Raw genomic sequence first — 26,546 nt, 5'->3', positions numbered from 1 at the left:
CACCGCTGCGGCAAGCCCTGCGCACCCTCAACCACCACGTCGACGACTACATCAACCACGCCCGCCTCAAGCCCGCACCCTGAAACTTGACACAAATACGAAGAACTCATCAACCAAGTTGATCTAGGGAGTAGAGCAGCTTCTCAGCCACGAAGCCCAGGCCTGCCAGGCCCCCCAGCGGAACAGCCGCAAGCCGGTGCGTAGATAGCCGCGGGGAAGAAGCTGCTGGGCGTGTCGGGCTACGTGGAAGATGTCGAACATGGCGAGGCCCACATAGATCTCGGCCGTGGAACGCACTTTGGCCGAGATCAAGCAGAAGGCCCCGACCCACGACGGGGACTCGCCGTGTGCCTGATCGGCACCCGGCACGTCCGGCGGCTACTGCTGGCATCGCCCGAGTGGACCCGACGTGGACGCAAACGGGGCGGGCGTTTGCGGGTGTTCATCTGGCTAGCCACTATAATGCCCACCTACCGGCTGCCGCGCAAAATGCGCACACTGTAGAATTCCGAGAATTCCTGGCAACCTATCTCAGTAGTCCAAAGCCACGTGGCCTTCGCTCGCTACAATCCGCAATCCATCGGGCTCGACAAATAGTTTCGGCGGGGTACCTTCGAATCCGATTCCCGAGTACCAGATGGGCGTCCGACCGGATCCTGTGTAAGTTTTAGTTTCACCTTGCTGCTCAACACGCAATCGTGTTACACCTGAGCGACCGTCATCCAGTAGCAAGCCAACCGAAATCCCGCTGGAAGTAGTCCGAATATCCCCGGTCGGCCATCCACGCTGACGAAGCTCCGGATTGTTGTTTCGAACCGCCGGAGCGAACAGACGCGGAGAACCGTTGAGCAATACTTCAGTTACTCCCGATTCCCATTCGTGGACCCAGATTGAGGAGCCCTCGATGTCGTCTACCGAGATTTCCAAATATCCATCGACCGGTACGGTTTCCCTAATCTCCACCCAGTCCTCAGGCATGAGGTCAACGCGTCGATTCGGCGGCAGGCCAAAGGCCAGTGGAACGGGTAGAGTTAGCGCGTTGATGATACGCAAAGCGTTAACCCTACCCAGGGTGTCATCTGTCATAGTCTCCAATCTACACCCAGTCCGTGATTCTTGCAGCGAAGGCAGCGGAGTACGCTCTAGACTCCCATGGACTTGGTGCACAACGTGTCATTATGGTCATTATTGAGCATTACATACAGGCTGATGTTGTGACGCGCGGTTGTCACGGTAATTAGGCCAGACCGAGCCCCACCTCTACCAGAAGCTCCCGATTGAAAGTGCTTCTGGCTCATTCCCGGAGCGTTCACGTAAGTGTGGACGATTCCTCCTCCATCCTGCCCCAGCCATCGCCACAAGTTGGTGCCGACAATCCTGAAGCTGGTAGAACTGCGGCCACCCTTGACGAACACGGATTCAATATCACTTCCACAGTTCGGCTTATGTGGCGGATCTGGCAGTGGCGCTGCAGCAGCAATGGAAGCGGACGCGAGGAGCATTATTGCAGTGGTTGCAAAAATGCGTATGGTGCGAATCATCAATCCCCCTATTTTATGGTGTTCAGTCGCCCGATGCCACCCTTCTCTTCATTCCTACCCCTAACCTGATGATGTGGTCAAGTTCCACGATCGACTGACCCCAGTTGGCCCGATGTTTGCAGAACAACTGAGAATCTCCGCTTCCTCGCGATTATCCACAGTGAGGAAATCACACACTATATCGATTTCTTTTCCTCCAAAATAGTCACCTCGATACCCGAATCTTCTCACTGAGGGTTAATGCCCGGGGTTGTCGCATCCACGAACGAGATCACCTGTTTGGCGGTCGTTCCTCAGTCACATACCGCGACGCCGACAGATCGTTGTCGACCAACGTCGCCACCACGACCGCGCCGACCCGTTCACACCACCGACGCCCCTGCGCAATCTGCGACGCAACCGAGACCTTGCGCCCCTTGCCGTCCTCCGAGGCACGCGCATAGATCACCACCTGCAGCCGCACGCGCTCACCCGCAGCCGCCCTCATCAGCTGACGGGTCAGCGCCCTACCCACGAACAAACTCCCAGCACCTAGCCGGGTTTCGGCCACCATCGGACCCTCTACCGTGCGCACCAGCTCTAGCCGACAGCCGCAGGTCAAAGCCCATACGTGCCGTGCACAGCCGTCCGACGGCTTCTCCGATACCGATGCCCTCAGGACAACGGGCCTGGACCTGCACAACCCCAGGTCCAGGCCGCTTCTTCCGCACTGTCATGGTTTCGGACCCTTAAGTCGCAAAGCCGTGAAGGGAACCTTCACGGACTCTGCGGCTGTGAAGGTTCCCTTCACAGCCCATCACATCGCGCGGTAGTCGCGGAGTTCGATGCGCGGCCCGTACCGCGGAGCGCGGATGCCGGAAGTCTCCAGGTACCGGACAGCGCGCTGCCGATGCGGGGCATACGGGGCCAGCAGCGCCGCCATGGCCTCGTCGTCGATGCGGTGGCCCAGTAGTGCGTGGCCGACCATGGACGGGATGTTGTAGTCGCCGAAGCTGACGGCGTCCGGGTCGCCCCAGGCGCGCTGGGCGATCTCCGCCGCCGTCCACACGCCGATGCCGCGCACCTTGCGCAGCCGGGCGCGGCCTTCGGCGCCGGCCAGCTGGACCGCCTCCTCCAACCGTGGCGCGACGCGGGCGGCCTCGATGATGGTCGTGCGCCGTTTGAGGTCCACGCCGATCCGGTGCCAGTTCCAGTCCACAATAGACAGAACCGCGGCCGGATCCGGGGGTACCCGCAGGAATTCCGGCGCCGGTCCGGGCGCGGGTGTGCCGAACCATCGGCACAGCCGCGCCCACGAACGGATCGCCTCCTTGCCGGTCACCTTCTGCTCGAGCACGGCGAGCACGAGCGCGTCCCACACCCGCCCGGTCGAACCGAGTCGCAGTCCCGGATGCTCGTGCCGGGCCTGCGCGAGCACCTCGTGATGGGCGACGAAACCGGTGTCGTCGTCCTCGGCGCCGAGCAAGGCGGGCACGCCGGCCAGGAGGAAATCCGCGCCGTCGCCCCAGGACGCGGCTTCAACCACGCCGTCCGGACGACGCAGTAGCGCGAGCGTGCCCTTGCCGCCGGGTGTATTGGCCGCCAGCCACCACACCCCACGGTGCGCGCGAAAGTTGAGCGACCCCCGTCCACGACTGAGCGGACCCAGCACCGCGGCCAGGTCCAGCGGGAACGGCGGACGCCACTCCATTACGCGTCGCTCGAAAAACGGATGCCGCCGTCCGGCAGGGAAACACCCGGCCACACACGCGCGCCGTCGAGCAGTTCACAGCCCGCGCCGACGCTCGCGCCGTCGCCGAGCACCACCCCGCGCAGCACCGCGCCCGCGCCGACCCGCGACCCGCGACCCAGCACGGAACGTTCCACAGTCGCCCCCGCGCCGACCACGGCTTCGTCGAACACGACCGAGCCGGTGACCTTCGCTCCCGCTTCGACCACGGCCTTCGCACCCACCGTCGTACCGCCGTCGAGAGTGGCCGCGGCATCGACCGACGCACTGGCCAATACCAGCGACTCCCCCGTCGGACCGGCCAGCGCGGAGGTCGGCGCGACGCCGCGGACCAAGTCCGCACTGCCCCGCACGAAAGCCTCCGGCGTCCCGACGTCGAGCCAGTACGAAGAGTCGACAAAACCATGCAGGTGCGCGCCGTCGGCGAGCAACCCCGGGAACGTCTCACGCTCCACCGACACCCGCCGCCCGGCCGGGATCGCCTCGATGACCGCGCGGCGGAAGACGTAGCACCCGGCGTTGATCTGATCGGTCGGCGGATTCGGCGTCTTCTCCAGGAATGCCGTGACCCGGCCGTCGCGATCGGTCGGCACCGAGCCGAACCGGCTGGGGTCCGCAACTCGTTGCAAGTGCAATGTGACGTCTGCGCCGGTCTCGACGTGCATACCCAGCTGCGCGCGCAGATCGGCGCCGGAGAGGATGTCGCCGTTGAAGACGATGGCGTGGTCCGCGCGCAGCCGGTCGTGCACGTTGCGGATCGCGCCACCGGTGTCGAGCGGCTCGTCCTCCACCACGTACTCCAGTTCGAGCCCGTGCGCGGACCCGTCGCCGAAGTACTCCTCGAAGACCTCCGCCCGGTACGACGTGCCGAGCACGACATGCCGGATCCCCGCGGCACGGATGCGGGAGAACAGGTGGCTCAAATAGGGGGTTCCCGCAGTCGGCAGCATCGGCTTGGGCGCCGACAACGTGAGCGGGCGCAGCCGGGTGCCCCGTCCCCCCACCAGCACGACCGCGTCGGCCTCGATCTCGGGCGTCACAGAATTCTCCTTTGTATCACGCACCACTGGGCGACAAGCCCGCGGGAAACGTGGGCGGCCTGGCCCCCGAGGGCCTACCCTAGACACGAAACAGGAGGGCCTTTCCGCAGAGGGGCCCCTGCTCAGTCGGGAGGCCGAGGGGAATGGACCCCCGCGATCGCGCGGATGCCCTGCTCGCACGCGCACGGTCCCGCGGCGCCTTCGTGGTGACGCCGGACAACATGACGTCACCGATGGACGCCTCCAACACCCAGCAGATCTCCAGAGCGGTGGTCGCCGAACTGGACGGGCAGGACCCGGACACGACCACCCAGCTGCCCGCGTCCCTGATCGCGGAGCACGACCATCCGCTGAACGGCCACGCGCCGACCACCCCGGGAGAGCATCCGCTCGCCCGGACCAACCCGACGCAGCCCCTCGACGTCTCCAGCGGCCCCGAGGCGAAGCCGACCCCGCTGCTGCCCCGTCCGAAGGCACAGCCGGTGCCGACCCCGCTGAAGGACCCCGCGGAGGCGGAGATGACCGGCCTGGTCCCGACGATCAAGCAGACCAGCGGCCGCTCGAACCTCTCCCGCCGTCTCGACGGTCTGTGACCGGCTGACGGACCGGCGCCGGTTGGGGCGGCCGGTCCCGTCAGCCCCGGCGGGTCTCCAGCTTCACGCGCAGCGCCAGGCCCAGCTTCACCGCGGCCAGCACCGGCTTCCAGCGCAGTCCCTGATGCCGGTCTGCGAGGTAGCGGTAGGCGCTCGCGTGGTGCGCGCGCAGCATCTTCGCCGAGGCCTGCGCCGTCGAGTGCCCGCCGATGTGCATCACACCCGCCGACGGCGCGTAGACGTTCAGCCAGCCCGCCTTCGCCAGCCGGTCGCCGAGGTCGACGTCCTCGAAATACATGAAGTAGCGCGGGTCGAAGCCGCCGACCGAGTCGAACGCCTCACGGCGCAGCAGCTGGCAGGAGCCGGAAAGCCAGCCGGAGACCCGTTCCGCGGGCGCGGCGTTCTCCTGGCGGTACTCGCGGGTCCACGGGTTGCCCGGCCAGATCTTGCCGAACGCCGCGTGCCCGATCCCCCGCCCGAACGAGGGCAGCAGCCGGGCCGACGGGTAGACGGTGCCGTCGAGATCGTGGATGAGCGGCCCGAACGCGCCCCCGCGCGGCCACCGGCCGGCCACGTCCAGCAACGCGTCCAGCGCGCCGGGCTCCCATTCGAGATCCGGGTTGACCACCACGATCCAGCCGTAGCTGTCGTCGAGAGCGGCGGCCCCCCGGTTGGCGGCCGTGCCGTACCCGACGTTCTCGCCGATGCTGACCAGGGTGACGTTCTCGCGCTCGGCGGCCCGCTCCGGCGCCCCGTCCGTGGAGGCGTTGTCCGCGACCACGACGTGCACGTCCCGCTCGGTCGCCTTCTCCAGGGTGTCGAGGAACTTCTCGAGCGTGTCCCCGGCGAAATAGGTCACCGTCACGATCCCGACCCGGTCGCCATACGTGCGCTGCTCAGTCACCGGGCCATTGTCCACCGATCACGGACAGTCACCAAGGCCCACCATCGCGGTCACTGCGGGTCACCACACCGGACGTTCCGGATCGTCGCCTGTACGGTCCGCGGAGCCTACGAAAACGGCAGATAGCCTTCGGTTATGTGGCAATGGTTTTCCCAGCTCGTCGCCGACCGAAATGGACGGTGGGGATGGCCGTCGTCGAGAGTGCTTCGCTGGACCGGGTTCGGCGGTGGAGTGCTGCTCGCGGTGGCTGTGCTGGTCGGGCCGTCGACGCCGGGGGCGTCGATGCTGGCGCTCGCCGGCGGGGTCGGCGGCGTCGGCCTGGTGGTGCTGTGCTGGGTGCTGCTCCCACTGGGGCGTGAGCTGCCCGGTGCCGGGTGGCTGAAGTGGACAGTCGCACTGTGGTGCCTGCCGCTGCTGGCCGTGCCCGCGTTGTTCAGCGGAGACGTGTCGAGCTATCTGGCCCAAGGGGAAATCGCCGCGCGCGGGCTCGATCCGAACACCGTCGGGCCGCTGGACGGGCTCGGCGCGGGTTCCGCGATCGTCGAGCGGGTCAGTGGGTACTGGCAGAACACGCCCTCGCCGTACGGTCCCCTTTTCGGTGCGGTGGAACGGGTGATCGCCCAGCTCTGCGGCGGGAACCCGGTGGCCGGGCTGGTGCTGCACCGGCTGGTCGAGGTCCTCGCGCTGGTGCTGATCGTGTGGGCGCTGCCTCGGCTGGCCGCTCGGGTCGGCGTCTCGCCGCGGGTCGCGCTCTGGCTGGGTGCGCTGAACCCGCTGGTGCTCTGGCATCTCGTGGCCGGTGCGCACAACGACGCGCTGATGCTCGGCCTGATGCTGGCCGGCACCGCGCTCGCCTTCGACGCACTGGCGGACAAAGTCCGCTGGTGGCCGTTGACCGCCGGGGTGGTGCTGATCGCGCTCGGCGCCGAGGTGAAGCTGCCCGCGCTGGTCGCGCTGGCGGCGGTCGGCACCGCGCTCGCCCAGCGCCGTGGGGCACGGCTCGGTGACTTCCTGCTCGCCGGTGCCGGGATGGTCGCCGGGTTCGCGGTGGTGTCCGTGCTGGTTTCGCTGGCGACCGGGCTCGGGTTCGGCTGGATCTCGGCACTGGGCGCCTCGGGGCAGGTGAACAGCTGGATGGCGCCGACGAACTGGTTCGGCTTCCTGATCGGCGGCATCGGCTCGCTGTTCGGCGCGCACCTGACCCAGTCCATGATCGGCGTCGGCCGGATCATCGGGTACGTGGTGAGCGCGGCCGGGATCGCGCTGGTCCTGCGCCGGCAGTGGACCGGCCGGATCGACGAAGTGCGGTCGCTCGGGCTGATGCTCGCCCTGCTCGTGGTGTTCGGACCGGCCGTGCAGCCGTGGTATCTGCTGTGGGCCGTGCTCCCGCTCGCCGCTTCGCTGCCGTCCGGCCGGGCACGGAACTGGCTGGTCGCACTGTCCGCGGTGTTCGCCGTCGTCCTGCCTCCGCGCGGAGGGAACTTCGCCGGGCATGTGGGGCTGCTCATCGCCGGTTACGCGATCGCGGTCGCCTTCGTCGTGGGCGCTTTCCTGGTGCTGCGAAGGATGAACCGGGCGACGCCGGTCAGCGTCGGCGGCGGTGCTGGTACCACGCCTTCGCGTACGCCTCCCGATGCTGCTCCGCCGTCGTAGCCCAGGAGAAGTCCTTCGCCCGACGCTGCGCAGCCGCAGCGAGGAACGCCCGGCGGGCCGAGTCGTCGAGCAGCTCGGTGAGCGCGGCGGCCACGTCGCCGGCGCCGACTCCGCAGTACGCCACCGCGTCGCCGCCTACCTCGGGCAGCGACAGCCGCCGGGTGGTCAACACGGCCGCGCCGCACGCCATCGCCTCCAGCACCGGCAGGCCGAACCCCTCGCCGAGGCTCGGGTACGCGACCAGCTCCGCCCCGCCGAGGAACCCGGCGAGCGTGCCGAAGGGCAGGTAGCCGGCGCGGATCACCCGCAACCGGTGGGGCACCGCGTCCAGCGCCCGTTCGACCTGGGTGTCCCAGCCGGGCTGACCTGCCAGCACGAGCGCGGGCGCCTCCCGCTGCCCGGCGACGGCCTTGGCGTACCCGCGGATCAGCGCGGGCACGTTCTTGCGCGGTTCGAGCGCGCCGAGGAACGCGACGTACGGCGCGCGGCCCAGCCCGACGGCGGCGCGCGCGGCCGCGATCTCCTCCGGCGATGGCGGGTGGAACCTGTCGGTGTCCACGCCGTGGTAGATGATCTCCAGCTCGGCCCGGTGGACCGGGCTGACCCGGCTGAGTTCCGTGGCGGTCGCCTGGCTGGGCACCACGCAGAGGGTCGCCCGGCGCAGCGCCGTCGCCGTCCAGGCGCGGAAGAAGCGGGCCTTGACCGACGAATGCAGCACGGCGTCGGTGAAGAAGGTCGCGTCGTGCAGCGTCACCACCGAAGCGGCTCCGCTGGCCAGCGGCATCGTGTAGTGCGGCGAGTGCACGACGTCCGCCGCGAGCCGCCGCGCGAGCCGGGGCAAGGTGGCCTGTTCCCAAGTCAGCCGTGCTGTCCGGGTGGAGGTCGCCGGGGAGGCCGGCACCACCCGCGAGCCGGGCGCGAGCAGGCGGTAAAGCGGCAGGTCACGGGGCTGGCACACCACCGTGAGCCGCGCCCCGTCCTGATCCAGTGCCGCGACGAGCGAGTCCACGTATCGCCCGACCCCACCCCGGTCCGCGGGCACCGCGGTCGCATCGATCAGCACACGGGGATTACCGGTCACGAGGTGCAGCGTACGGCGATCACCCAACGCACAGGTACGGAACCGACAAACTCACCACTACCCACCCATCCGGAGTACGACCGACGTCGCACCCACTCCCCTATGCACCCACCCCTCACCCCCCTCCCCGGATGGCTAAGGCTGTGAAGGGACCCTTCACGGACTCTGCGGCTGTGAAGGGTCCCTTCACAGCCCTGCAACTCAGGAGGGGCGCCGGTGAGCGGCCCAGACCGCTTCGGCGGCGGCTCGCCAGGTGAACGTCCGGGCCCGCTCCCGGCCCAGCTTCGTCAGCTCGGCCGCTCGCTCCGGCGAGTCCAGGACCCCCCGCAGCGCGTTCGCCAGGGCCGGAGCATCCCCGCGGGGCACCACCACACCAGCCCCATCGGCCACCTCCGTCAAGGCAGGCACATCCGTGTGCACCACCGGGACGCCCATCGCCATCGCTTCCAGCAGCGGCAGCCCGAAACCCTCCGCCAGGCTCGGGACGGCGAGGACGGCCGCCCCGCGCATCGCGGTCGCCAGTTCCGCGTCCGTCACCTTGCCCAGCAGGCGCACCTCCCGCAGGCCGCGGTCGGCGGCCAGCCGGGCCGGGTCGATCTCGCCCCAGCCGGGCTGCCCGGCGATCACCAGGGCCACGCCGTCCAGCTGCGCCACGGCGTCCACCAGCACGTCCATGCCCTTGCGCGGTTCGATCGTGCCGACAGCCAGCACGTACCGCGCCGGCAGGTCCAGCTCCGCGGACCCCTCCGGCACGGTCACCCCGTGCGGCACGACGCGCACCGGCACGGTCACGTCGACCAGCACTGCCAGCTCGTCCGCCACGGCGCGGGTCGGCACGATCAGGCCGGACGCCCGGTGGGCGGCCCGCGCGATCATCGACCGGTGCCAGCTCACGCCACGCGCGGTGAGCGTCTCCGGATGCGTCCACGGCACCGTGTCGTGCACGGTCACGGTGAGCGTGCGCCCGGCCGGGGCGCGCGGAGGCGCGAAGGGCGTGGGCGCGTGCACCGCGTCGCCGCCCGGCCACCACGGGAACCCCATCTGCCACGTCGCGATCGCCGCCCGCGGCGGCAGCCGCAACATGCGCGGGCCTTCGACCCCTTCGATCCGCGCGGCGGACACGTCGGCATGCCGCGTGACGACGCTGGACACAGTCCAGCCGGAAGGCGCAGTGGCCGCCAGTGCGGGTAGCAGCTCAGCCGTGTACCGGCCGGTGCCGCCCGGAACGGGAGCCAGCAGTTGCTCGGCGAGCACGACCAGTTCGGGCACGGCGCTATTGTCCTCCAGGTGACCAGCGGGGATTTCGGCACCACCGTCGTTGTCGTGACATGGCGCGGGGCAAACCACATCACAGCCTGTCTGGACGCGCTGGCCGCCCAAGATCGTCCACATCGGACGCTCGTGGTGGACAATGCCTCGGACGACGGAACCTCCGCGCTGCTCGCCGCGCACCCAAGCCGGCCGGAGGTCGTCCGCCTGCGCCGCAACGCCGGGTACGCGGGCGCGATGGCGAAGGCGCTCGACACGATCGACACGCCCCGCGTCGCCTGGCTCAACGACGACGCCGAACCCGCGCCCGGCTGGCTGGCCGAGCTGGAAGACGCCCTCGCCGCGCAACCGCTGGCCGCCGCAGTCACCTCGCGAATGGAGCTGCCTGACGGCCATACGCAATCCGCCGGCGTACGGCTGACCGCCGACGGACACGGTGCCGACCTCACCGAACCCACCGACGAAGTGTTCGGCTTCTGCGGGGGCGCGGCGCTGCTTCGCACCGACGCAGTGCGCGCGGTCGGCGGCGTGCCAGCGGGCTTCTTCTGTTACTACGAGGACACCGACACCGCGTGGCGGCTACGGCTGGCGGGCTGGCACGTGGTGGCCGCCGACGCTCGCGTACGTCACCTGCACGGCGCCAGTACGCAGCCTGGCTCGCCGCTGTTCCATCGCTGGAACGAGCGCAACCGTCTGCTCATGCTGCTGCGCTGCGCGCCGACCGTGGTCGCCGTACGCGAGCTGGCGCGGTTCGCCGCGCTCACCGTGCTGCTGCCGCTTCGCCGCGGCCGTCCGACCGCAGCGAACTTCGCCACCGGGCTGCGCTGGCGGGTACTCGGTGAGATCGCCCTCCGAATGCCCCGCACGCTGCGCGAACGCCGCCGGATATCGCGCGTGGCGGCCCTCGGACGAGGGGTGATCTGGGAGGCGTGGGCGGGCCTTTAAGCTGAGCGCACATCAAGGGACAGGAGCTTGTCTTGGCGCTGGGGGACCCGCAACCACTCGTCTCGGTGATCGTGGTGAATTACCGCGGCACCGACGACACCATCACCTGCCTGCGGGCGCTCGATTCCGGACTCGATTACGAGCACGTCGAGCTGATCTGCGTCGACAATGCCTCCGGTGGCGAAGACGTGGCCCGCATCCGTGCCGCAATTCCGGACGTGCGGCTCATCGAATCCCCGGTCAACACCGGGTTCGCGGGCGGCTGCAACCTCGGCGCGAAACACGCGAACGGCACCGTCCTCGGTTTCCTCAACAACGACGCCCGCCCGGCCCCCGGCTGGGTCTCCGCAGCCGTCGCCGAACTGCGCGCCCAACCGGGCGTCGCCGCGGTGGCGAGCAAAGTCCTCGATTGGGAAGGCACCGGCACCGATTTCGTCGACGCCGGGCTCACCTGGTTCGGCATGGGCTACAAGCGGCACGCCGGGAGCCCGCTCGCCGAAGTGCCCGCGGCCGAGCACGAAGAAGCCAAGGACGTGCTCTTCGGCACCGGTTCGGCGATGTTCGTGCGCGCCGCGGTTTTCGCCGAGCTGGGCGGTTTCGACGAACGATTCTTCATGTTCTACGAGGACGTCGACCTCGGCTGGCGGCTGAACCTGCGCGGCTGGCGCGTGCGGTACGTGCCGGAATCACTCACCTACCACCGCCATCACGGCACGATGTCGGCCGTCGACGCGCCGGAGAGCGGCCGCGAGACCTTCCTCCTCGAACGCAACGCGCTGGCCGCGCTGTACAAGAACCTGTCCGACGAGTCGCTGGCCCGTGCGCTGCCCGCCGCGCTCGCGCTGGCCGTGCGCCGCGCCACCGCGCGCGGCGGTCTCGACCCGGATCAGCTGGACCTCGAAAAGGGCGTCGGCCCGGCGGTGACCGACCCGGTCGCGGTGCCGCGCACCACGCTCGCCGGAGTGCTGGCCGTGGACCGGTTCGTGGAGCTGATGCCGTCGCTGGCCGAATCCCGTGCCGCCGAACAGGCCGCGCGGGTGCGGACGGACGCCGATCTGCTGCCGTTGCTGCGCAAGGCGCTCGAACCCGCGTATCCGCTGCCGGATTACCTGCGGGCACACGAAATCCTCGTCGAAGCCTTCGGTATCGAGGAGGTGTTCGGGCAGCGGCGGAAGATCCTCGTGCTGACCGGCGACGCGATCACCGAGCGGATGGCCGGCCCGGCGATCCGGGCCTGGAACATCGCCGCCACGCTGGCCACCGAGCACGACGTGCACCTGATCACCACCAACCCGCTGCTCTCGCCGCCACCCGCGGCGTTCCGGATCAGCTCCGGCAAGCACCGGGACCTGGACGGCCCGATCGGCTGGGCGGACGTGGTGATCCTGCAGGGCCACGTGCTGGAGCTGGCCCCGTCGCTGAAGAAGCAGCACGAGCACAAGATCGTGGTCGCCGACGTCTACGACCCGATGCACCTGGAGCTGCTGGAACAGGGCAAGGACGCGCCGGACGACCAGCGCGCGCTCGACCTGGCGGGCGTCACGAAGGTGCTCGACGCCCAGCTGGAGCGGGCCGATTTCTTCCTCTGCGCCTCGGAACGGCAGCGGCATTTCTGGCTGGGCCACCTCGCCGCGCTCGGCCGGCTCTCGCCGCGGCTCTACGACGCGGACCCGACCACGCAGTCACTGCTCGCGGTGGTGCCGTTCGGGCTTTCGCCGCGGGCGCCGGTACGCACCGGGCCGGGCCTGCGCGCCACGCTGGGCCTCGGCGAAACCGACCGCGTGGTGCTGTGGGCAGGCGGCGTGTACAGCTGGTTCGACCCGCTCACCCTGATCCGCGCGGTCGACCTGCTGCGGCAGCGCCGGGAGGACGCGCGGCTGGTGTTCCTCGGCATGAAACACCCGAATCCCGAGGTCGCCGAGATGGATATCGGCGCGCGAACGATGCGGCTGGCCGATTCGCTGGGGCTCACCGACAAGCACGTCTTCTTCAACGAGCGCTGGGTCCCCTATTCGGACCGGCAGAACTGGCTGCTCGACGCGAACACCGGCGTGACCACGCACTACGAGCACGTGGAGACCACCTTCGCCTTCCGCACGCGGGTGCTGGACTACCTGTGGGCGGGCCTGCCGATCGTGACCACCGACGGGGACGCATTCGCCGACCTGGTGCGAACGGAGCGCCTGGGCGTCGTGGTACCCGCCGAGGACGCCGAGGCACTGGCGGCGGCGCTGGAAAAGACGCTGTACGACGAGGAATTCGCGGCGGGCTGCGTCGAGCGGATGCGGCTGGTCGCGCAGCGCTATGCGTGGCCGGAGGCGTTGAAGCCACTGGTGGAGTTCTGCCGGAACCCGCGCCCGGCCGCGGACCGGCTGCCCGGGGCCGCGGATCTGACCACCGCCGCGCCGGTGCGCGGCGCCGAGCTGGTTCGCCGGGACGTGGCGCTGGTGAAGGAATATCTGGCCGCGGGCGGTCCGGGCGAGTTGGCCCGGCGGGCCACCGGACGGGTCGTGAAGGTCGCCCGCGAACGGTTGCGCCGTGGCTGAGGGTCCGTTGCGGGTCCTGCTGGACGGCACACCGCTGCTCGGCGCCCGCACGGGCATCGGCCGGTATACCGCCGCGCTGAGCGAAGAACTCACGTCATTGTCCGAAGTGGACCTTCGGGCGGTCGCGTTCACCCTGCGCGGCTGGCGGAAGCTGCGCAAAGTGCTGCCACACGGCGTCCAGGCTCGCGGTATGCCGGTGTCCGCGCGGCTGCTGCGCGCGAGCTGGCTGCGCTCGCAACTGCCGCCGGTCGAGCTGTTCGCCGGCCCCACCGACGTCGTGCACGGCACGAACTTCGTGCTGCCCGGCCGATTCCGCGCCGCCGGGGTGCTGACCATCCACGACCTGGCGTTCTTCGACGAGCCCGGGGAACTCAACCCGTCCGACCGCACCCTGCCCGAACTCGTCCGCCGCGGCGCCCGCAAGGCGAACGTGATCTGCACGCCGACCAGCGCGGTCGCGGACGCGGTGGCGGAGAAGCTGGACGTGGACCGGGACAAGATCGTGGTGACCCCGCTCGGCGTGAACCCGGCCTGGTTCACCGCGCGCCCGCCGGAGGACGGTGTGCGCGCGAGACTCCGGCTGCCGGAGAAGTACCTGCTGTTCGCCGGTGCCGCGGGGCCGCGCAAGGGCCTGGAGTGGCTGGCCAAAGCACACGACGCTGCCCCGGACCTGCCGCCGCTGGTCTTCGCCGGGCCCGGCCCATTCCCCCGGCTGCCCCGATCCGGACAGACCGGCTATCTGTCCGATGTGGACCTGCGCGCGGTGGTCGCGGGCGCCGCCGCACTGGTGCTGCCCTCCCGGGACGAGGGCTTCGGCCTGCCGGTGCTGGAAGCCATGGCCTCGGACGTCGCGGTGGTCTGCACCGACATCCCGGCCCTGCGCGAGGTCGCCGGCGACTGCGCGACGCTGGTCCCCTACGACGACGTCGACGGCTTGGCCGACGCCCTCCGCCAAGCCGTGACCGACCCGCACGCGACCACCACCTCGACCGCGCGCCGCACGCACGCGGCCGGGTTCACCTGGCGCAACTGTGCACTTCGGACGGTCGAGGCGTATCACCAGGCTGTGGCACGGTAATACCCGGCTCCACTGAGTTCACCGCGGAGCCGGATTGTCAGCACGCGAAGTAACCGTGCAAGGCTTCCCGCCACCCACGCAACGGCGCGAGCCCGGCCTCGCGCCAGGAAGCGTTCGACAGCACCGAATACGCCGGACGCGGTGCGGGACGCGGGAATTCCGCCGTGGTGCACGGCTGCACCCGCTCCGGATCGGCGCCGATCTCCTCGAAGATCGCGCGGGCGAACCCGCACCAGGTGATCTCGCCCGCCCCCGTGCAGTGCAAGACCTTCGCCGCCGGGCCACGGCCTTCGACGATCGCCCCGGCCAGTTCGAGCAGACCGGCCGCCAGATCCGCGGACCAGGTCGGCGAACCGACCTGATCGTCCACAACGGACAGGCGGTCCCGTTCGCCCTCCAGGCGCACGATGGTCTTCACGAAGTTGTTCCCCGTGCGGCCGTACACCCAGCTGGTCCGGACCACCCAGGACGAGGCGCCGGAGCCGAGAACCGCGTCCTCGCCCGCCGCCTTCGTCCGGCCGTAGGCACTGCGCGGACCCAGCGCATCGTCCACTTCGTACGGTCGCTTCGCATCGCCGGGGAAGACGTAGTCGGTGGACACATGGATCAGCGGCACCCGGTGCGACGAGCAGGCCGCGGCCAGCACCCGGGGACCGTCCACATTGACCGCGAACGCGCGGGCCTCGTCCGACTCGGCGGCGTCCACCGCCGTGTAAGCCGCGGCATTGATCACCAGCGGGACAGCCCCGGATCTGGCCGCACGCGCGGCAAGTGAGCCGACCGCGGACACCACGTCCCCGGTGACGGTGAGATCCAGCTCCGCCGAGGAAGGCGCGACCACCTCCGTCCCGGACGGCACGGATTCCACCAGGTCCCGGCCGAGCTGACCGGAACCGCCGGGCACGAGCAGGGCCAGCCGCACCGGCACACCTCCTACTGCTGCGAACTACTGCTGCGAACTGCTACTGCGGATCGACTGCCGCGGATCACCGACCGCGAGAGACGTCAGGACGTGCCGAGCGCGGCGCGGCCCTTCAGCGGCTCCCACCACGCCCGGTTGTCCGCATACCAGCGCACGGTACCCGCCAAGCCGTCCTCGAAGGACACCCGCGGAGCGTAGCCGAGCTCCGCGCTGATCTTGCCGATGTCGACCGAGTACCGCCGATCGTGGCCCTTGCGGTCGGCCACCGGCTCGACCATCTCCCAGCCGGCCCCGGCCGCCTCCAGCAGCCGTCCGGTCAGCTCCTTGTTGGTCAGCTCGGTCCCGCCGCCGATGTTGTAGATCTCGCCCGCGCGCCCACCGTCGGCGACCAGCTGGATGCCGTGACAGTGGTCGTCCACGTGCAGCCAGTCACGGACGTTCAGGCCATCGCCGTAGAGCGGCACTTTCCTGCCGTCGAGCAGGTTGGTCACGAAGAGCGGGATCACCTTTTCCGGGAACTGGTATGGCCCGTAGTTGTTCGAGCACCGCGTGACACACACCGGCAGCCCGTGCGTGCGCGAGTAGGAGCGCGCGATCAGATCGGAGGACGCCTTCGACGCGGAGTACGGCGAATTCGGCTCCAGCACGTGATCTTCGGTCCACGAACCGTCCTGGATGGACCCGTAGACCTCGTCCGTGGACACGTGCACGAACTTGCCGACCTCCGCCTCCAGGGCGGCCTGCAGCAGGGTCTGCGTGCCAAGCACATTGGTGAGCACGAAATCCGCCGAGCCGAGGATGGAACGGTCTACATGCGACTCGGCGGCGAAGTGCACGACGAGGTCCACCCCGCGCATGTGCTCGGTCACCACGGCCGTATCGCAGATGTCCCCACGGACGAACCGCAGCCGCGGGCTGTCCGCGACCGGGGCCAGGTTGGCCTCGTTGCCGGCGTAGGTGAGCTTGTCCAGAACCACCACCTCGGCATCACCCAGCGTCGGGTAAGCCCCCGAAAGCACCTGCCGGACGTAGTGCGATCCGATGAACCCGGCACCGCCCGTCACGAGGACTCGCATCCGTCTCCACCCTTCCTGCCACCGTCTTGTGCCCGTGCGGGCAATCGGACACCAGCCTACGGGTGCCGGGCCGGAGGGCCGGTAGAGTCGGGTCGCGGGACAGAAGTGCGCAGGGCATGTCCGGGGAGGGACACGTGGCCGAGTGGCCTGGGGCGTCGGAGGCAGCGCACCGCGGTCGCGGTGTCCTGCTCGTGCTGCGCCGCGGCGGCAAGGTCGTGCTGTCCCTTCTCTCGGTCGCGATCATGGTGCTGACCTGGTACTTCTGGCAGTTCATCGGCGATCCGCGCAGCGGATTCGCCACCACCGACATCTTCGGCGCACAGCAGGCGCAGGCCAAACCGCTCGACGGCGCGATGGACATCCTGCTGGTCGGCCAGGACAGCCGCACCGACAACCACGGCGACCCGCTGCCCCGCGAGGTGCTGGACATGCTGCATGCCGGCGAAGCGGAGGGCGACAAGCAGACCGACACGATGATCCTGGTGCACATCCCCCAGAACGGGCAGCACGCGGTCGCGGTCTCCTTCCCGCGCGACTCGTACGTGGAGATCACCGGCGGATTCGGCAAGCACAAGCTCAACAGCGCGTACGTCTACGCCTACAACGACACGTTCAAGACGCTGCAGGCCAAGGGCGGCGACCTGAAGGAGATCGACGAGCAGGCCAAGCTGGCCGGCCGCAAAAACCTGGTCGCCACGCTGGAGAAGTTCATCGGCAAACCGGGCATGATCGATCGGTACGCCGAGGTGAACCTGGCCAGCTTCTACGAGGTCACCAAGGCCATCGGCGGGGTGCAGGTGTGCCTCAAGGCGCCGATGCAGGAGAAGAAGTCCGGGATCGACCTGCCCGCCGGGCAGCAGAGTGTGCAGGGCGTGCAGGCGCTGGCCTTCGTCCGGCAGCGGTACGGCCTGCCCAACTACGACCTGGACCGGATCGCCCGGCAGCAGGCGTTCCTGTCCGGGCTGGCGAGGAAGGTGCTCTCGCCGGAGGTGCTGGCGAACCCGGTGAAGCTGGCCGACCTGATCTCGGCGGTGAAGAAGTCCGTGGTGTTGTCCGCGGGCTGGGACATAGCCGAATTCGCCGACCAGATGCGCGGCCTGACCGGTGGCAACATCGAGTTCCACACGATCCCCACCGAGGGCAACGCGCGGATCGGCGGCGCGGACGTGCTGCGCGTGGACCAGGCCAAGGTGCACGCCGAGGTCACCCGGCTGACCTCGGACGGCGCCCCGCCCCCGGCGAGCACCGCGAACCTGCCGGGCGCGGACGCGATCACCGTGGATCTGTTCGACGGCTCCGGTTCCGGCGCCGCGGCACAGACCCGAACCCTGTTGCAGGGCAAGGGTTTCCACCTGACCGACGCGACGAAGCTGTCCACCCGGGCCGTGACCGTGCTGCGCTACCACCCGTCCGAGGAGGCGGCCGCGGACCTGGTCCGCCAGTCCCTCGGCGGCAACCCGCAGGCCGAACCGGACGCGGATGTCGCCGCCGGCCACGTCCGGGTGCTGCTGGGCAAGGACGCCGGTGCCGCGAGCAGCACACCCACCAGGCCCGTCGCGCCGGCCCCGCCCGCCTCGTCTTCCTCAGCGACCCCCGTCACGCCCGCCGCGCCGCCGATCACGGCAGGCGAAGTGCCCTGCGTCAACTAGAGTCGGACATCTGGCAGCGCGCTCGGCAACGGAGCGCGAGCCGGCGAGGTGGGGAGGTACGCGGGGTGGATGAAGAGCGGAAGAACCCGGACCGGCCGGACCACGGCCCGGCTCCGGCACATCCGGACGCCGCCACACCCCCGGACAGTTCCGACCGGCCCGCGGACGAGGGCGGCGCGACGGGACCGGCAGGTGCGAAAGGCCCGAAGAGCACGGACCGGCCGGTGGACGCACCGGACATTTCCGGACCTGCCCCGGAGACCACGCCACTGACCGGATCAGCCGCTTCGGCAGCCGCGCCCCGAGACGGCACCTCCGAAAGCCCGGCGATCTCTTCCCCTGCCGACCCGCCACCCATCAGCCCGGCCGCCGAGGCCCCGGGCGCCACATCCCCCACTTCCAGCGAACCCACCGGCCCGAGCCGGCCGACGTCGGCGGAGACCACCAGGTCCCACTACAGCCCCCGCCACGCCAAGCCAGACGCCGAAGACGACCCGGCCGACACCGACCGTGCCGAACTCCCTGTCGCCAGCGACAACGACGCCACCGTCGGCATAACCGAGGCCACCGACGAACAGCCACACCGCAGGCCTGGGGGGGCAGGCCGGGTGACCCGCCGGATCGCCCTCGGGCTGGCGTCCGTACTCGCCCTCGGGGCGACCGGATATGCCTACGTCACCAAGGATCGGCTGCAGAACAACGTCTCCACCACCGACGTGCTCACCCCTCGCCCGGGCGAGCCGCCGGCGCCGTCCGCGAACGACGGCGGGACCGACATCCTGCTCGTCGGCAGCGACGCACGGACCGACGCGCAAGGCAACGCCCTGCCGCCCAAGATGCTGAAATCGCTGCGTACCGAGGAAAAAGCCGGCGTCAACACGGACACGATCATCCTGTTGCGGTTTCCCAGGAACGGCGGCAGACCGTCCGGGATCTCGATCCCGCGGGACAGCTGGGTCACTGTGCCGGGCCGCGGACCGTCCAAGATCAACTCCGCGTACGGGGTGGCGAAGGCGGCGGCCGAGAACGAGCAGCGCGCGCGGGGCGAGCACGATCAGGCCAAGCTGGAGCGCGATTCGGACGCGGCCGGGCGGCGGGTGCTGCTGCAGGCCGTCCAGGATCTCACCCAGGTCCGCGTCGACCACTACGCCGAGGTCAACCTGCTCGGTTTCTACCTGCTCACCGAGGCGCTCGGCGGGGTGCAGGTGTGCCTGAACCACGCGACGACCGACAAGGACTCCGGCGCGAACTTCACCCGCGGGGTGCAGACCGTCTCCGGTGGCGAGGCGCTCTCGTTCGTCCGCCAGCGCAAGAACCTGCCCAACGGCGACCTGGACCGGATCAAGCGGCAGCAGACCTTCCTCACCTCCGCGTTGCGCAAGGTGCTCTCCGCGGGCACGCTGACCGATCCGGGCACGCTGAACAACCTGATGGACGCCGTGCACCGATCGATCGTGCTCGACGAGGGGCTCGACGTCCTGGATTTCGCCCGGCAGCTCAAGGGCCTGGCTTCCGGTGACCTCAACTTCACCACGATCCCGGTGGTCACCGCGAACGGCCGCAGCCCGGACGGGCAGAGCATCGTGGAGGTCGATCCGGATCAGGTGCGGAAGTTCGTCGCGGGGCTCGCCGGGCGGGCTCCGTCCGGGGGCGGCGGCGCGGCCGGGGCGCCGGTCGGTCAGATGGATTCCGGGGTACCGGGCCTGCCCTGCGTGGACTGAGCCCCGGCTAGCCTTGCGCGCATGAGCCTGACCGAACAGCTGCTCCGCCCGCTCCTGGCCAACTCGGCGAAACCGCTGATCACGCACTACGACGACCGGCTCGGCAGCCGGGTCGAGCTGTCCGTGGCGACCACCGTGAACTGGGCCGCGAAAACGGCGAACTGGCTGGTGGACGAGTTCGACGTGGAGCCGGGTGACGACGTCGCGGTGCTGCTGCCGGCGCACTGGCAGACCGCCGGCGTCCTGCTCGGGGCCTGGTGGTGCGGGGCGAACGTGGTCGCCGAGCCGGACGGGGCGCGGGTGGTGTTCACCGGCCCCGAGCAGCAGGTGCGCGCACCCGCGGTCGCGGTCGTGTCGCTCGACCCGATGGGCCGCGGCCTCACCACCGAACCTGCCGACGGTGCGCTGGACTATGTGACCGAGGCCCGGATGTCCGGTGACCAGTTCCTCCCGCCGCAGCCGATCCCCGGTGACACCCCCGCCCTCACGTCCTCCACTGTGGACGAACTACTCGCCGAAGCCCGCGCCCGGGCCGGAAAACTCAGCCTGGACGGTACCGATCGCGTACTGTCCACAGTGGATTGGACGATTCCGGACGGAGTACTGGACGGCCTGCTCGTCCCGCTCGCCGCGGGTGCGCACCTGGTGCAGGTGAGCAATGCCGACCCGGCGAAGCTGGCCGCCCGGCGCGAGGCCGAACGCACCACCGCCGATCTCCCCGCGTGAGGCGGGGAGGGAACCCTTGCCCAGACAGGGTTCCCTCCCCGGGCTCAGGCGGTTTCCAGCGCCGGGCTTGCGTCGAGGCGGACCTCCCGTCGCCGCTGGAACAGCAGGTGGTCAAGCGACAGCCTGCCGCCGTTGAAGCCGAGCGCCAGTGCGGCGAGACCGAGCACCAGCACGAGTTCGTAGCCACCATCGCCGGTGAGGCCGTTGGCCGCGTGCACGCTGATCAGCGCACCAGCCATGTTGGCCGCGTATCCCACCGCGATCAGCGGCAGCAGGAAGCCGGCCACGAAGGCGATCGAGCCGAGCAGTTCGAGCACGATCACGAAGATCGCCGCCACACTCGGCAGCGGAATGCCGACCTTGCCGAACATCGCCGCGGTGGCCTCGACCCCGTTGTTCCACTTCTGCAGGCCGTGGGCGAAGAGCACCACCGCCACGCCGGCCGAGCAGCAATGCGACGTCCTTGACCCGAGCGAACATACGCCTCAGGACTCCCAAGTGTGTGAAAGTTCAACCGGCCCGTCCGAGGGGTAGGGCACCCGGCACCGTCACAGCGGCTCCGTCGAGTGATCGACAGGAAACCGACAGGCACCGGAAACCCAGCCATGGCACGGTTCCCAGGGCACAGCGCAGGCGACGGCGCACGGCGAAGACAGGAACTACCGCAGGACGAAGGACCGCTTCGCCGGGTACGAGATTCAGGCCGGGCGACGCCGGACCGCGTCGAGTTCCGCCCAGCCGCCGTGCACGGACAGCACGGTCAGCACGCGCTCGGCGAGCGTGGCGAACCGTTGCAAGTCCTCGTGCAGCGTGCGGGCGCGGTCGGTGTCCAAGGGCGCATGATCGTCCCACCAGAGGCCGATGACCGCGCTCGCGGACAGCACGAGAGGCTGGATCAGCCGCCCGAACTCGTCCGAAGGTTCGCCCGCGGCACGGCAGCCGTCCTCGATGTCGTCGAAGACATCGAGAAGTTCGCGCAGCGGCTGTACGGCATCCGAAGGTGTACCGTCCCACGCCGCACTGAGCCACACACGGTCGCTCAACTCGAGCCACAGCCGCCATCCTGCGACGAGCTCGGCTTCGTCGTATGGCGTCCAGGTTTCGGGGACGGGCCAGAACATGCCGATGACTGTGACATCCGGATCGGCGTCGCACAACCAACCGCGACCAGAATGGCCTTCCGGGTCGAAAAGTGTTCGCGTTCTTACCCTCCGCGTGGGCAAACGGGTCTTTCGGCGGCAAAACCCGTGCACGCGAAGCCGAGTTGCGATAGCCGGATGCCGGCCACCCGATCCGGACGTTCCCGCAGGCCACCGGGCTGTCCGGGAAAATTGCACACTGCAGCGGGACAACGGAAAGCGCAGATGCGAGCAATACAAGAGAATGACATCACGTGACGCTCCGTAGTCAAAACCGGCGACCACGGAGCGCCTTCCGGAGGACCGGAACACCCCATTTGCTCAGCTGATCACGGGGGGCACGAAAACGCACTTCGGCGCGGCCGCGTGCTGCGGATCAAGGGCGTTGAGCACCTCGCGCTGGGCGATCGGGTCGTACGGAATGCCGAGGTGATCGGTGAAGTCCAGCGCACACACGTTCTGCAGGAGAACGTTCCGGACATTCGGCGCGGGCTTGAGGTAAGCGTTGGTATAGGGCGTGACCACTTCGTCGTACCTCGTCTGGATCACCGTGTAGTCCACACCGGGCACGGTGTCGCCGCCCGCGTTGAGATCGGTGAGGAAGGCGGAGCCGGTGGACTGCTCATTACAGGCCGGGCACGCCGCGCCGACCAGGTCCCTGGCCGGCGGGATCGCCTGAATCGCGCTGAGCAGGCCGAACAGGCTGGTGCCATAGTTCGACGGCGACAGGCCGATCAGTTTGCCGATCTTGTCCGCGCCACCGAGATTCTTGATCCAGTACCGCGGGTTCATCCCGCCCTGCGAATGCCCTACCACGTCCAGCTTCGCCGCGCCGGTGGCCTTCAGCACCTTGTCGCCGAAGCTCGCCATTTGCCCGGCGGTACCTGCGATCGGGCCGACGGTCTGCAGGAAAGCGCCCGGTGAGCCGCCGAAGTTGCCCGCGAACACGCAGTAGCCCTCATCCGCCAGCCGCCGGGAGAGACCCGCCCAGTTCTCGTAGGCGTTGGCGGTGGTGCCGTTGGACAGCAGCACCGGGTTGGGGTGCGCCGCGGAAGGCATGCAATTCCAGTCGTTCGCCCCTGGCGGCGCGAGTGTCGGCTGTGCCACGGAGTAGATCGCCGCCGCGATGATGTTGGGCTGAACCGGCCCGGTGGGATCCTGCTCCGCCGAGGCGGTCCCGGTACTCAGGACCATCCCCCCGAGCACCGCCACCAAGGCCACCGTCCGCCGCCCGAAACCGCGCATGCCCATCCGCTCCACCTCTCTGTGCGCCCGATGCCTGCTTAACGCGGGACGGCGGCGATGGGAACGGTTATTTTCCGGCTGGTTGCGCATCGAGGAAACGCCGCAGGTACGGGGTGGCGGCATCGGCGTGGCTGAGACCGAGGAAGTGCGCCCCGCCCTCGATGGTCACCAGCGGCTCGGCATTCGGCAGCGCAGCGACGAGAGCTTCCGCCCTGGCGACCGGATAGGCCAGGTCAGCCGTCCCGTGCGGAACAATGGCCGGCGCGCCGATCTCACCGGCGCGGTCGAGCACGCCGTCCCGGTCGACGAGCGCGTTCATGATCCGCGACAGGCGTTCGCCCCGGATCTCCCGCCACTTCGGGATCCAGCCCGAGGCGTCCGCGTCGCCGAGGCAGATCTTCGCCACGGTGTCCGTTCCCTGTCCGGCCCAGATCTCCGCCAGCTGGCGGTACCCGGCGGCGACCTGCTCGTCCTTCCGCTTCGGCCGACGTGCCGAGCACAGCGAGCGCGGTGACCCGCTCCGGCACGAGCAAGGCCATCCGCAACGCGACGAACCCGCCCTGACCGTGCACCTGCTGCCCACCGGACGTCGTCCTTGCCGCCATTGCCGGACGTTAGCCCGCTGGGAAGGTCTGCGCCTCTCGGTGGACTGGCGCCGGGATCACGGCGAAGGACTCAGGCTGCGCCCTTCAGGTGCGTGATCACCGCCGTACCGATTTTCTGCGCGGTCTCACACGTTTTGGGCTTGTTCTGCCCAGTGGTGATCATGGTGATCACGGTGAAGGCAAGCTGATCCGTGATACCCACCCACAAACTGCAAGTCCCGACGAACGCAAGTCGTCGGCGGCGGCGATGACCCCGGGATAGCCGTTGACGGTGACCGGCTGGAAGTATGCCTGGGTCGCCTTCTGGGCGTAGATGTCGCTGATCCCGCCCTTGTTTTGGGGCACCGCTCCCACGTTCACGCGATTTTCCGGAATCGTGGCAGCGGACCAGCCGCACAGAGCGGGGGGACCTTGCGAGACCTTGCCCGGAGGGGCCAGCCCGATATCCGTGAGCTGAGCGCCAGTCAATGCGCTGCACGGATTACTCAGCAACTCCTGCGTCGGCAACGGAGCAGGCACCTTCAGCGCAGGGTCGACCGGCGATGACGCATCCGGCACTGACGATGACGAGGATAGGCTGTCGCCGGCCGAGCCACCACTACTACAGGCGGCGACCGACGCTGCGGCGAGAATCGCAAGGGCCGCCACAGCACCGGTGCGACGCGGGCGAGAACAGGGTGCACTCACTCAGACATCTCCAGACTTCTTGGCGGAGTCGGCTGCTTCCTGCTCCGCCACCGTGACCTTGTTCTTCGCAGCCTTCAAGGCCGTGATGAACTTCTTCGTATAGTCGACCATCGCCTTATGCTGCGGGCGGCTTCACGTCTCGGACGGCAATGGCGTGCCCGAGATCATCTTGCAAGTCGGCCAGCAGATCTTTCCACTGCTTGATGACTCCGTCGATCTCGTCTTCGCTGAACTCGTGGCCCCCGCCTTGACCGTAGCTGCCCACCTGAATCGGCGGCATCGCTCGCCGCCCCGGTAGCAGCAAGATCAACAAGCAGGATGTTAGCCGAAGACCAGACATACGCGACACCGACCGCGCCCCGCCCGAACGTCACTCCTTCACCAAGACCCGCGCCATCACGACCTTCTGAATCCGGTTCGTCCCCCCGTAAATCGGCGCTGTCTTCGCGTCCCGCATCATCCGTTCCTCCGGGAGCCGATACCGACCCCCAGCCACGTCCAGTCACCTTCTCTACAGCGGTCCCCGGTATTACCGCCCGCTCACCACCGTACTTCTGGTCCTTGTGCCGCGATCCGCACCGTTCGTAGAGTCGAGCGATGGCCATCATCGCGTCGACGCCGCCGCCCGGATTGCCCTTCTCCCTTGACTATCCGGGCGTCCCGGCAGGGTCGATACTCGCCGGCGCCGCCGCCCGATACGGCTCGCGCACGGCGTACGTGCTCGGCGGCGAGAGCCGCACGTTCGCCGAGACCTACACCGCTGCCTGCCGGTTCGCGAACGCGTTGCGCGCGCACGGAATCGGGCGGGGCGACGTGGTCGCCGTGCATCTGCCCAACTGCCTGGCCTACCCGGTCGCCTACCACGGCACCCTGCTGGCCGGGGCCACCTTCAGCCCGGCCAACCCGCTGCTCCCGCCGGATGATCTCGCCTTCCAGCTCACCGATTGCGGGGCCACCGCCGTGGTCACCCACGGCGCGGCCGCGAAGACCGTCGCGGCGGTCGCCGGCCGCATTCCGGCGCGGTTGCGGATTGTCGTCTCCCCGCAGGACGAACTCGGCGAAGGCAGCGTCGAGTTCGGCGAGTTCCTTGCGGGAGCACCGGATTCCCGGCCGGACGTCGAGATCGACGTGCACCGCGAGCTGGCCCATCTGGCCTACACCGGTGGCACCACCGGCCGATCGAAAGGCGTCGAGCTCACCCACTACAACATCGTGGCCAACACCGTGCAGTACGGCTGCTGGAGTAGCGGCTCGGTACCGGCCCTCGACGCGAACGGCGACGTCGTGCTGGACCAGATCGGCAGCGCGGCGGAGTGGCCCACGCGGCTCGGTACCGGCGTGACGATCAACCTGACGCCGTGGTTCCACGCGATGGGCGTGATCGCCGGGCTGAACTGCGCGTTGCTCACCGGGACCACGATCGCGCTGCAAGCCCGGTTCGACCCGGCCGCCTTTGTCGCGGAAGCCGAACGGCTCCGGGTGACTTCCCTCGGCGGGGCGCCGGCCTTGTTCGCCGCACTCCTGGCCACGCCCTCCTTTCACACCGCGGATCTGTCGTCGGTGTGCACCATCGGATCGGGTGCGGCGCCGATGAGCCACGAGATGTTCCGCGCACTGCAAGAACGATTCCCCGAGGTGCTGATCGCCGAGGGCTACGGGCTGACCGAAGTGACCATGGGCGCGATCTCCTCTCCCCCGTACCGCTCCGGGGTGCGCAAGGTGGGCTCTGTCGGCAGGCCGATCTTCGACACCGAGCTGAAACTCGTCGCCATGGGGAGCGAGGAACCGTTGCCATACGGGCAAGAGGGCGAGGTGTGCGTACGCGGACCGCAGCTGATGCGTGGTTACCGGAACCGGCAGGAGGAGACCGCCGACGCCCTCGTGCAGGGCTGGTTGCACACCGGCGACATCGGCGTACTCGACGAGGACGGCTACTTGTCTATTGTGGATCGCAAGAAGGACATGTTGCTGTACAAGGGATACAACGTCTTTCCCCGGGAGCTGGAGGAGCTGCTGCTCACGCTGCCCGGAGTGCTCGGCGCCGCGGTGGTCGGCCGGCCCCGCGACGATGTCGGCGAGCTTCCGGTGGCGTTCGTGGTGCGGCAACCCGGCTCCGAAGTGGACGCCACACAGCTGATCTCCGCGGTGAACGAGCGGGTACTACCGTACAAGCGGTTACGGGAACTGTACTTCGTGGACGAGATCCCGGTCTCCGCGGCCGGGAAGGTGCTCAAACGCGAGCTGCGCAAGCGACTCCCCGAGCCGAACTGAACACACGCGCCAGAACGGGCTTCCGGGTCCGCTGTGTACTGCAAACGACATTCGAGTACCGCTCAGCGGGACAACCCGCTCGCGGATTAATCCGCATGACCATCAGGTAATCTTCCGGCGGCGATC

24 protein-coding genes and 1 pseudogene are annotated in these 26,546 nt (G+C 69.1%); 9 read left to right on the top strand and 16 right to left on the bottom strand.

Annotated elements, in window-relative coordinates:
* Positions 1 to 531 precede the first annotated feature (531 nt).
* From D5S19_RS31775 to manB, 4 genes are all read right to left on the bottom strand, one after another.
* The gene (locus D5S19_RS31775; RefSeq protein ID WP_147397467.1) at positions 532 to 1,086 is read right to left on the bottom strand and encodes a hypothetical protein; all 555 of its coding nucleotides are present in this window, start codon (positions 1,084 to 1,086) and stop codon (positions 532 to 534) included.
* Between the two features lie 726 nt (positions 1,087 to 1,812).
* Positions 1,813 to 2,004 (bottom strand): recombinase family protein, encoded by a 192-nt coding sequence (locus D5S19_RS20330; protein WP_147397465.1) that lies wholly within the window; start codon positions 2,002 to 2,004, stop codon positions 1,813 to 1,815.
* Positions 2,005 to 2,337: 333 nt separating this feature from the next.
* A complete protein-coding gene (locus D5S19_RS20325) occupies positions 2,338 to 3,231 on the bottom strand; it encodes a DNA-3-methyladenine glycosylase family protein (RefSeq protein WP_120024938.1) in 894 nt (297 codons plus the stop codon).
* The gene (gene manB, locus D5S19_RS20320) at positions 3,231 to 4,310 is read right to left on the bottom strand and encodes a mannose-1-phosphate guanylyltransferase (protein WP_120024937.1); all 1,080 of its coding nucleotides are present in this window, start codon (positions 4,308 to 4,310) and stop codon (positions 3,231 to 3,233) included. The genes D5S19_RS20325 and manB overlap by 1 nt, the downstream gene beginning before the upstream one ends.
* Positions 4,311 to 4,453: 143 nt before the next feature.
* Between manB and D5S19_RS20315 the strand changes: the two genes are divergently transcribed.
* Positions 4,454 to 4,903 carry a hypothetical protein gene (locus D5S19_RS20315; protein WP_120024936.1) on the top strand — a complete coding sequence of 150 codons (450 nt, stop codon included), beginning with the start codon at positions 4,454 to 4,456 and terminating at the stop codon, positions 4,901 to 4,903.
* A gap of 40 nt (positions 4,904 to 4,943) precedes the next feature.
* Here the strand turns inward: D5S19_RS20315 and D5S19_RS20310 are convergent, their stop codons facing one another.
* On the bottom strand, positions 4,944 to 5,807 hold the full coding sequence (locus D5S19_RS20310; protein WP_199730601.1) for a glycosyltransferase family 2 protein: 864 nt from the start codon (positions 5,805 to 5,807) through the stop codon (positions 4,944 to 4,946).
* Between the two features lie 135 nt (positions 5,808 to 5,942).
* On the opposite strand from D5S19_RS20310, the gene mptB reads away from it, so the two are divergent.
* Positions 5,943 to 7,460 (top strand): polyprenol phosphomannose-dependent alpha 1,6 mannosyltransferase MptB, encoded by a 1,518-nt coding sequence (gene mptB / locus D5S19_RS20305; RefSeq protein ID WP_199730600.1) that lies wholly within the window; start codon positions 5,943 to 5,945, stop codon positions 7,458 to 7,460.
* On the opposite strand, the gene D5S19_RS20300 is transcribed toward mptB, so the two are convergent.
* Both D5S19_RS20300 and D5S19_RS20295 read right to left on the bottom strand, forming a co-directional pair.
* The gene (locus tag D5S19_RS20300) at positions 7,393 to 8,523 is read right to left on the bottom strand and encodes a glycosyltransferase family 4 protein (RefSeq protein WP_120024935.1); all 1,131 of its coding nucleotides are present in this window, start codon (positions 8,521 to 8,523) and stop codon (positions 7,393 to 7,395) included. The genes mptB and D5S19_RS20300 overlap by 68 nt on opposite strands.
* 219 nt (positions 8,524 to 8,742) lie before the next feature.
* Entirely contained in the window at positions 8,743 to 9,810 is a 1,068-nt protein-coding gene (locus D5S19_RS20295; protein ID WP_120024932.1) for a glycosyltransferase family 4 protein, read from the bottom strand.
* Positions 9,811 to 9,828: 18 nt separating this feature from the next.
* Between D5S19_RS20295 and D5S19_RS20290 the strand changes: the two genes are divergently transcribed.
* From D5S19_RS20290 to D5S19_RS20280, 3 genes are read left to right on the top strand one after another with little or no spacing between them, the layout of a single operon-like run.
* Positions 9,829 to 10,755 (top strand): glycosyltransferase family 2 protein, encoded by a 927-nt coding sequence (locus tag D5S19_RS20290; protein ID WP_233574053.1) that lies wholly within the window; start codon positions 9,829 to 9,831, stop codon positions 10,753 to 10,755.
* A gap of 32 nt (positions 10,756 to 10,787) precedes the next feature.
* Positions 10,788 to 13,301, top strand: coding sequence for a glycosyltransferase (locus D5S19_RS20285; protein ID WP_120024930.1), 2,514 nt, complete (start codon positions 10,788 to 10,790; stop codon positions 13,299 to 13,301).
* Positions 13,294 to 14,379 carry a glycosyltransferase family 4 protein gene (locus D5S19_RS20280; RefSeq protein ID WP_120024927.1) on the top strand — a complete coding sequence of 362 codons (1,086 nt, stop codon included), beginning with the start codon at positions 13,294 to 13,296 and terminating at the stop codon, positions 14,377 to 14,379. The genes D5S19_RS20285 and D5S19_RS20280 overlap by 8 nt, the downstream gene beginning before the upstream one ends.
* 37 nt (positions 14,380 to 14,416) lie before the next feature.
* Here D5S19_RS20280 and rfbD read toward each other — a convergent pair whose 3' ends face one another.
* Complete coding sequence (gene rfbD / locus D5S19_RS20275; RefSeq protein WP_120024953.1) at positions 14,417 to 15,301, bottom strand: dTDP-4-dehydrorhamnose reductase; 885 nt, start codon at positions 15,299 to 15,301, stop codon at positions 14,417 to 14,419.
* A gap of 83 nt (positions 15,302 to 15,384) precedes the next feature.
* A complete protein-coding gene (gene rfbB / locus D5S19_RS20270) occupies positions 15,385 to 16,377 on the bottom strand; it encodes a dTDP-glucose 4,6-dehydratase (protein WP_120024926.1) in 993 nt (330 codons plus the stop codon).
* A gap of 134 nt (positions 16,378 to 16,511) precedes the next feature.
* Here rfbB and D5S19_RS20265 point away from each other — a divergent pair, with 134 nt between their 5' ends.
* From D5S19_RS20265 to D5S19_RS20255, 3 genes are all read left to right on the top strand, one after another.
* Positions 16,512 to 18,026 (top strand): LCP family protein, encoded by a 1,515-nt coding sequence (locus D5S19_RS20265; protein WP_233574052.1) that lies wholly within the window; start codon positions 16,512 to 16,514, stop codon positions 18,024 to 18,026.
* Positions 18,027 to 18,580: 554 nt separating this feature from the next.
* A complete protein-coding gene (locus tag D5S19_RS20260) occupies positions 18,581 to 19,747 on the top strand; it encodes an LCP family protein (RefSeq protein WP_407641769.1) in 1,167 nt (388 codons plus the stop codon).
* 21 nt (positions 19,748 to 19,768) lie between these two features.
* Positions 19,769 to 20,473, top strand: coding sequence for a TIGR03089 family protein (locus D5S19_RS20255; RefSeq protein ID WP_120024921.1), 705 nt, complete (start codon positions 19,769 to 19,771; stop codon positions 20,471 to 20,473).
* A 44-nt stretch (positions 20,474 to 20,517) separates the two neighbouring features.
* On the opposite strand, the pseudogene D5S19_RS20250 reads toward D5S19_RS20255, so the two are convergent.
* The 7 genes and pseudogenes from D5S19_RS20250 to D5S19_RS20220 form a co-directional block, all read right to left on the bottom strand.
* Positions 20,518 to 20,953 (bottom strand): annotated as a pseudogene (locus D5S19_RS20250) (DoxX family protein).
* Between the two features lie 218 nt (positions 20,954 to 21,171).
* Complete coding sequence (locus D5S19_RS20245) at positions 21,172 to 21,594, bottom strand: hypothetical protein (protein ID WP_098514817.1); 423 nt, start codon at positions 21,592 to 21,594, stop codon at positions 21,172 to 21,174.
* Between the two features lie 339 nt (positions 21,595 to 21,933).
* On the bottom strand, positions 21,934 to 22,863 hold the full coding sequence (locus tag D5S19_RS20240; protein ID WP_120024918.1) for an esterase/lipase family protein: 930 nt from the start codon (positions 22,861 to 22,863) through the stop codon (positions 21,934 to 21,936).
* 61 nt (positions 22,864 to 22,924) lie between these two features.
* The gene (locus D5S19_RS20235; protein ID WP_120024917.1) at positions 22,925 to 23,263 is read right to left on the bottom strand and encodes an alpha/beta fold hydrolase; all 339 of its coding nucleotides are present in this window, start codon (positions 23,261 to 23,263) and stop codon (positions 22,925 to 22,927) included.
* A gap of 367 nt (positions 23,264 to 23,630) precedes the next feature.
* On the bottom strand, positions 23,631 to 24,110 hold the full coding sequence (locus D5S19_RS20230) for a DUF3558 family protein (protein WP_158605574.1): 480 nt from the start codon (positions 24,108 to 24,110) through the stop codon (positions 23,631 to 23,633).
* 154 nt (positions 24,111 to 24,264) lie between these two features.
* Entirely contained in the window at positions 24,265 to 24,459 is a 195-nt protein-coding gene (locus D5S19_RS33250) for a hypothetical protein (protein ID WP_233574050.1), read from the bottom strand.
* A gap of 60 nt (positions 24,460 to 24,519) precedes the next feature.
* Positions 24,520 to 24,606, bottom strand: a complete 87-nt coding sequence (locus tag D5S19_RS20220) for a hypothetical protein (RefSeq protein ID WP_407641768.1) — start codon at positions 24,604 to 24,606, stop codon at positions 24,520 to 24,522.
* A gap of 140 nt (positions 24,607 to 24,746) precedes the next feature.
* Between D5S19_RS20220 and D5S19_RS20215 the strand changes: the two genes are divergently transcribed.
* Positions 24,747 to 26,420 carry a class I adenylate-forming enzyme family protein gene (locus D5S19_RS20215; RefSeq protein WP_120024910.1) on the top strand — a complete coding sequence of 558 codons (1,674 nt, stop codon included), beginning with the start codon at positions 24,747 to 24,749 and terminating at the stop codon, positions 26,418 to 26,420.
* The last annotated feature ends 126 nt before the right edge of the window (positions 26,421 to 26,546 follow it).

The organism is Amycolatopsis panacis (assembly GCF_003600245.1).
GTDB classification, from domain to species: domain Bacteria; phylum Actinomycetota; class Actinomycetes; order Mycobacteriales; family Pseudonocardiaceae; genus Amycolatopsis; species Amycolatopsis sulphurea.
The sequence above is the reverse complement of the archived record's forward strand: the minus strand, read 5'-3'. Positions and strand labels throughout refer to the sequence as shown.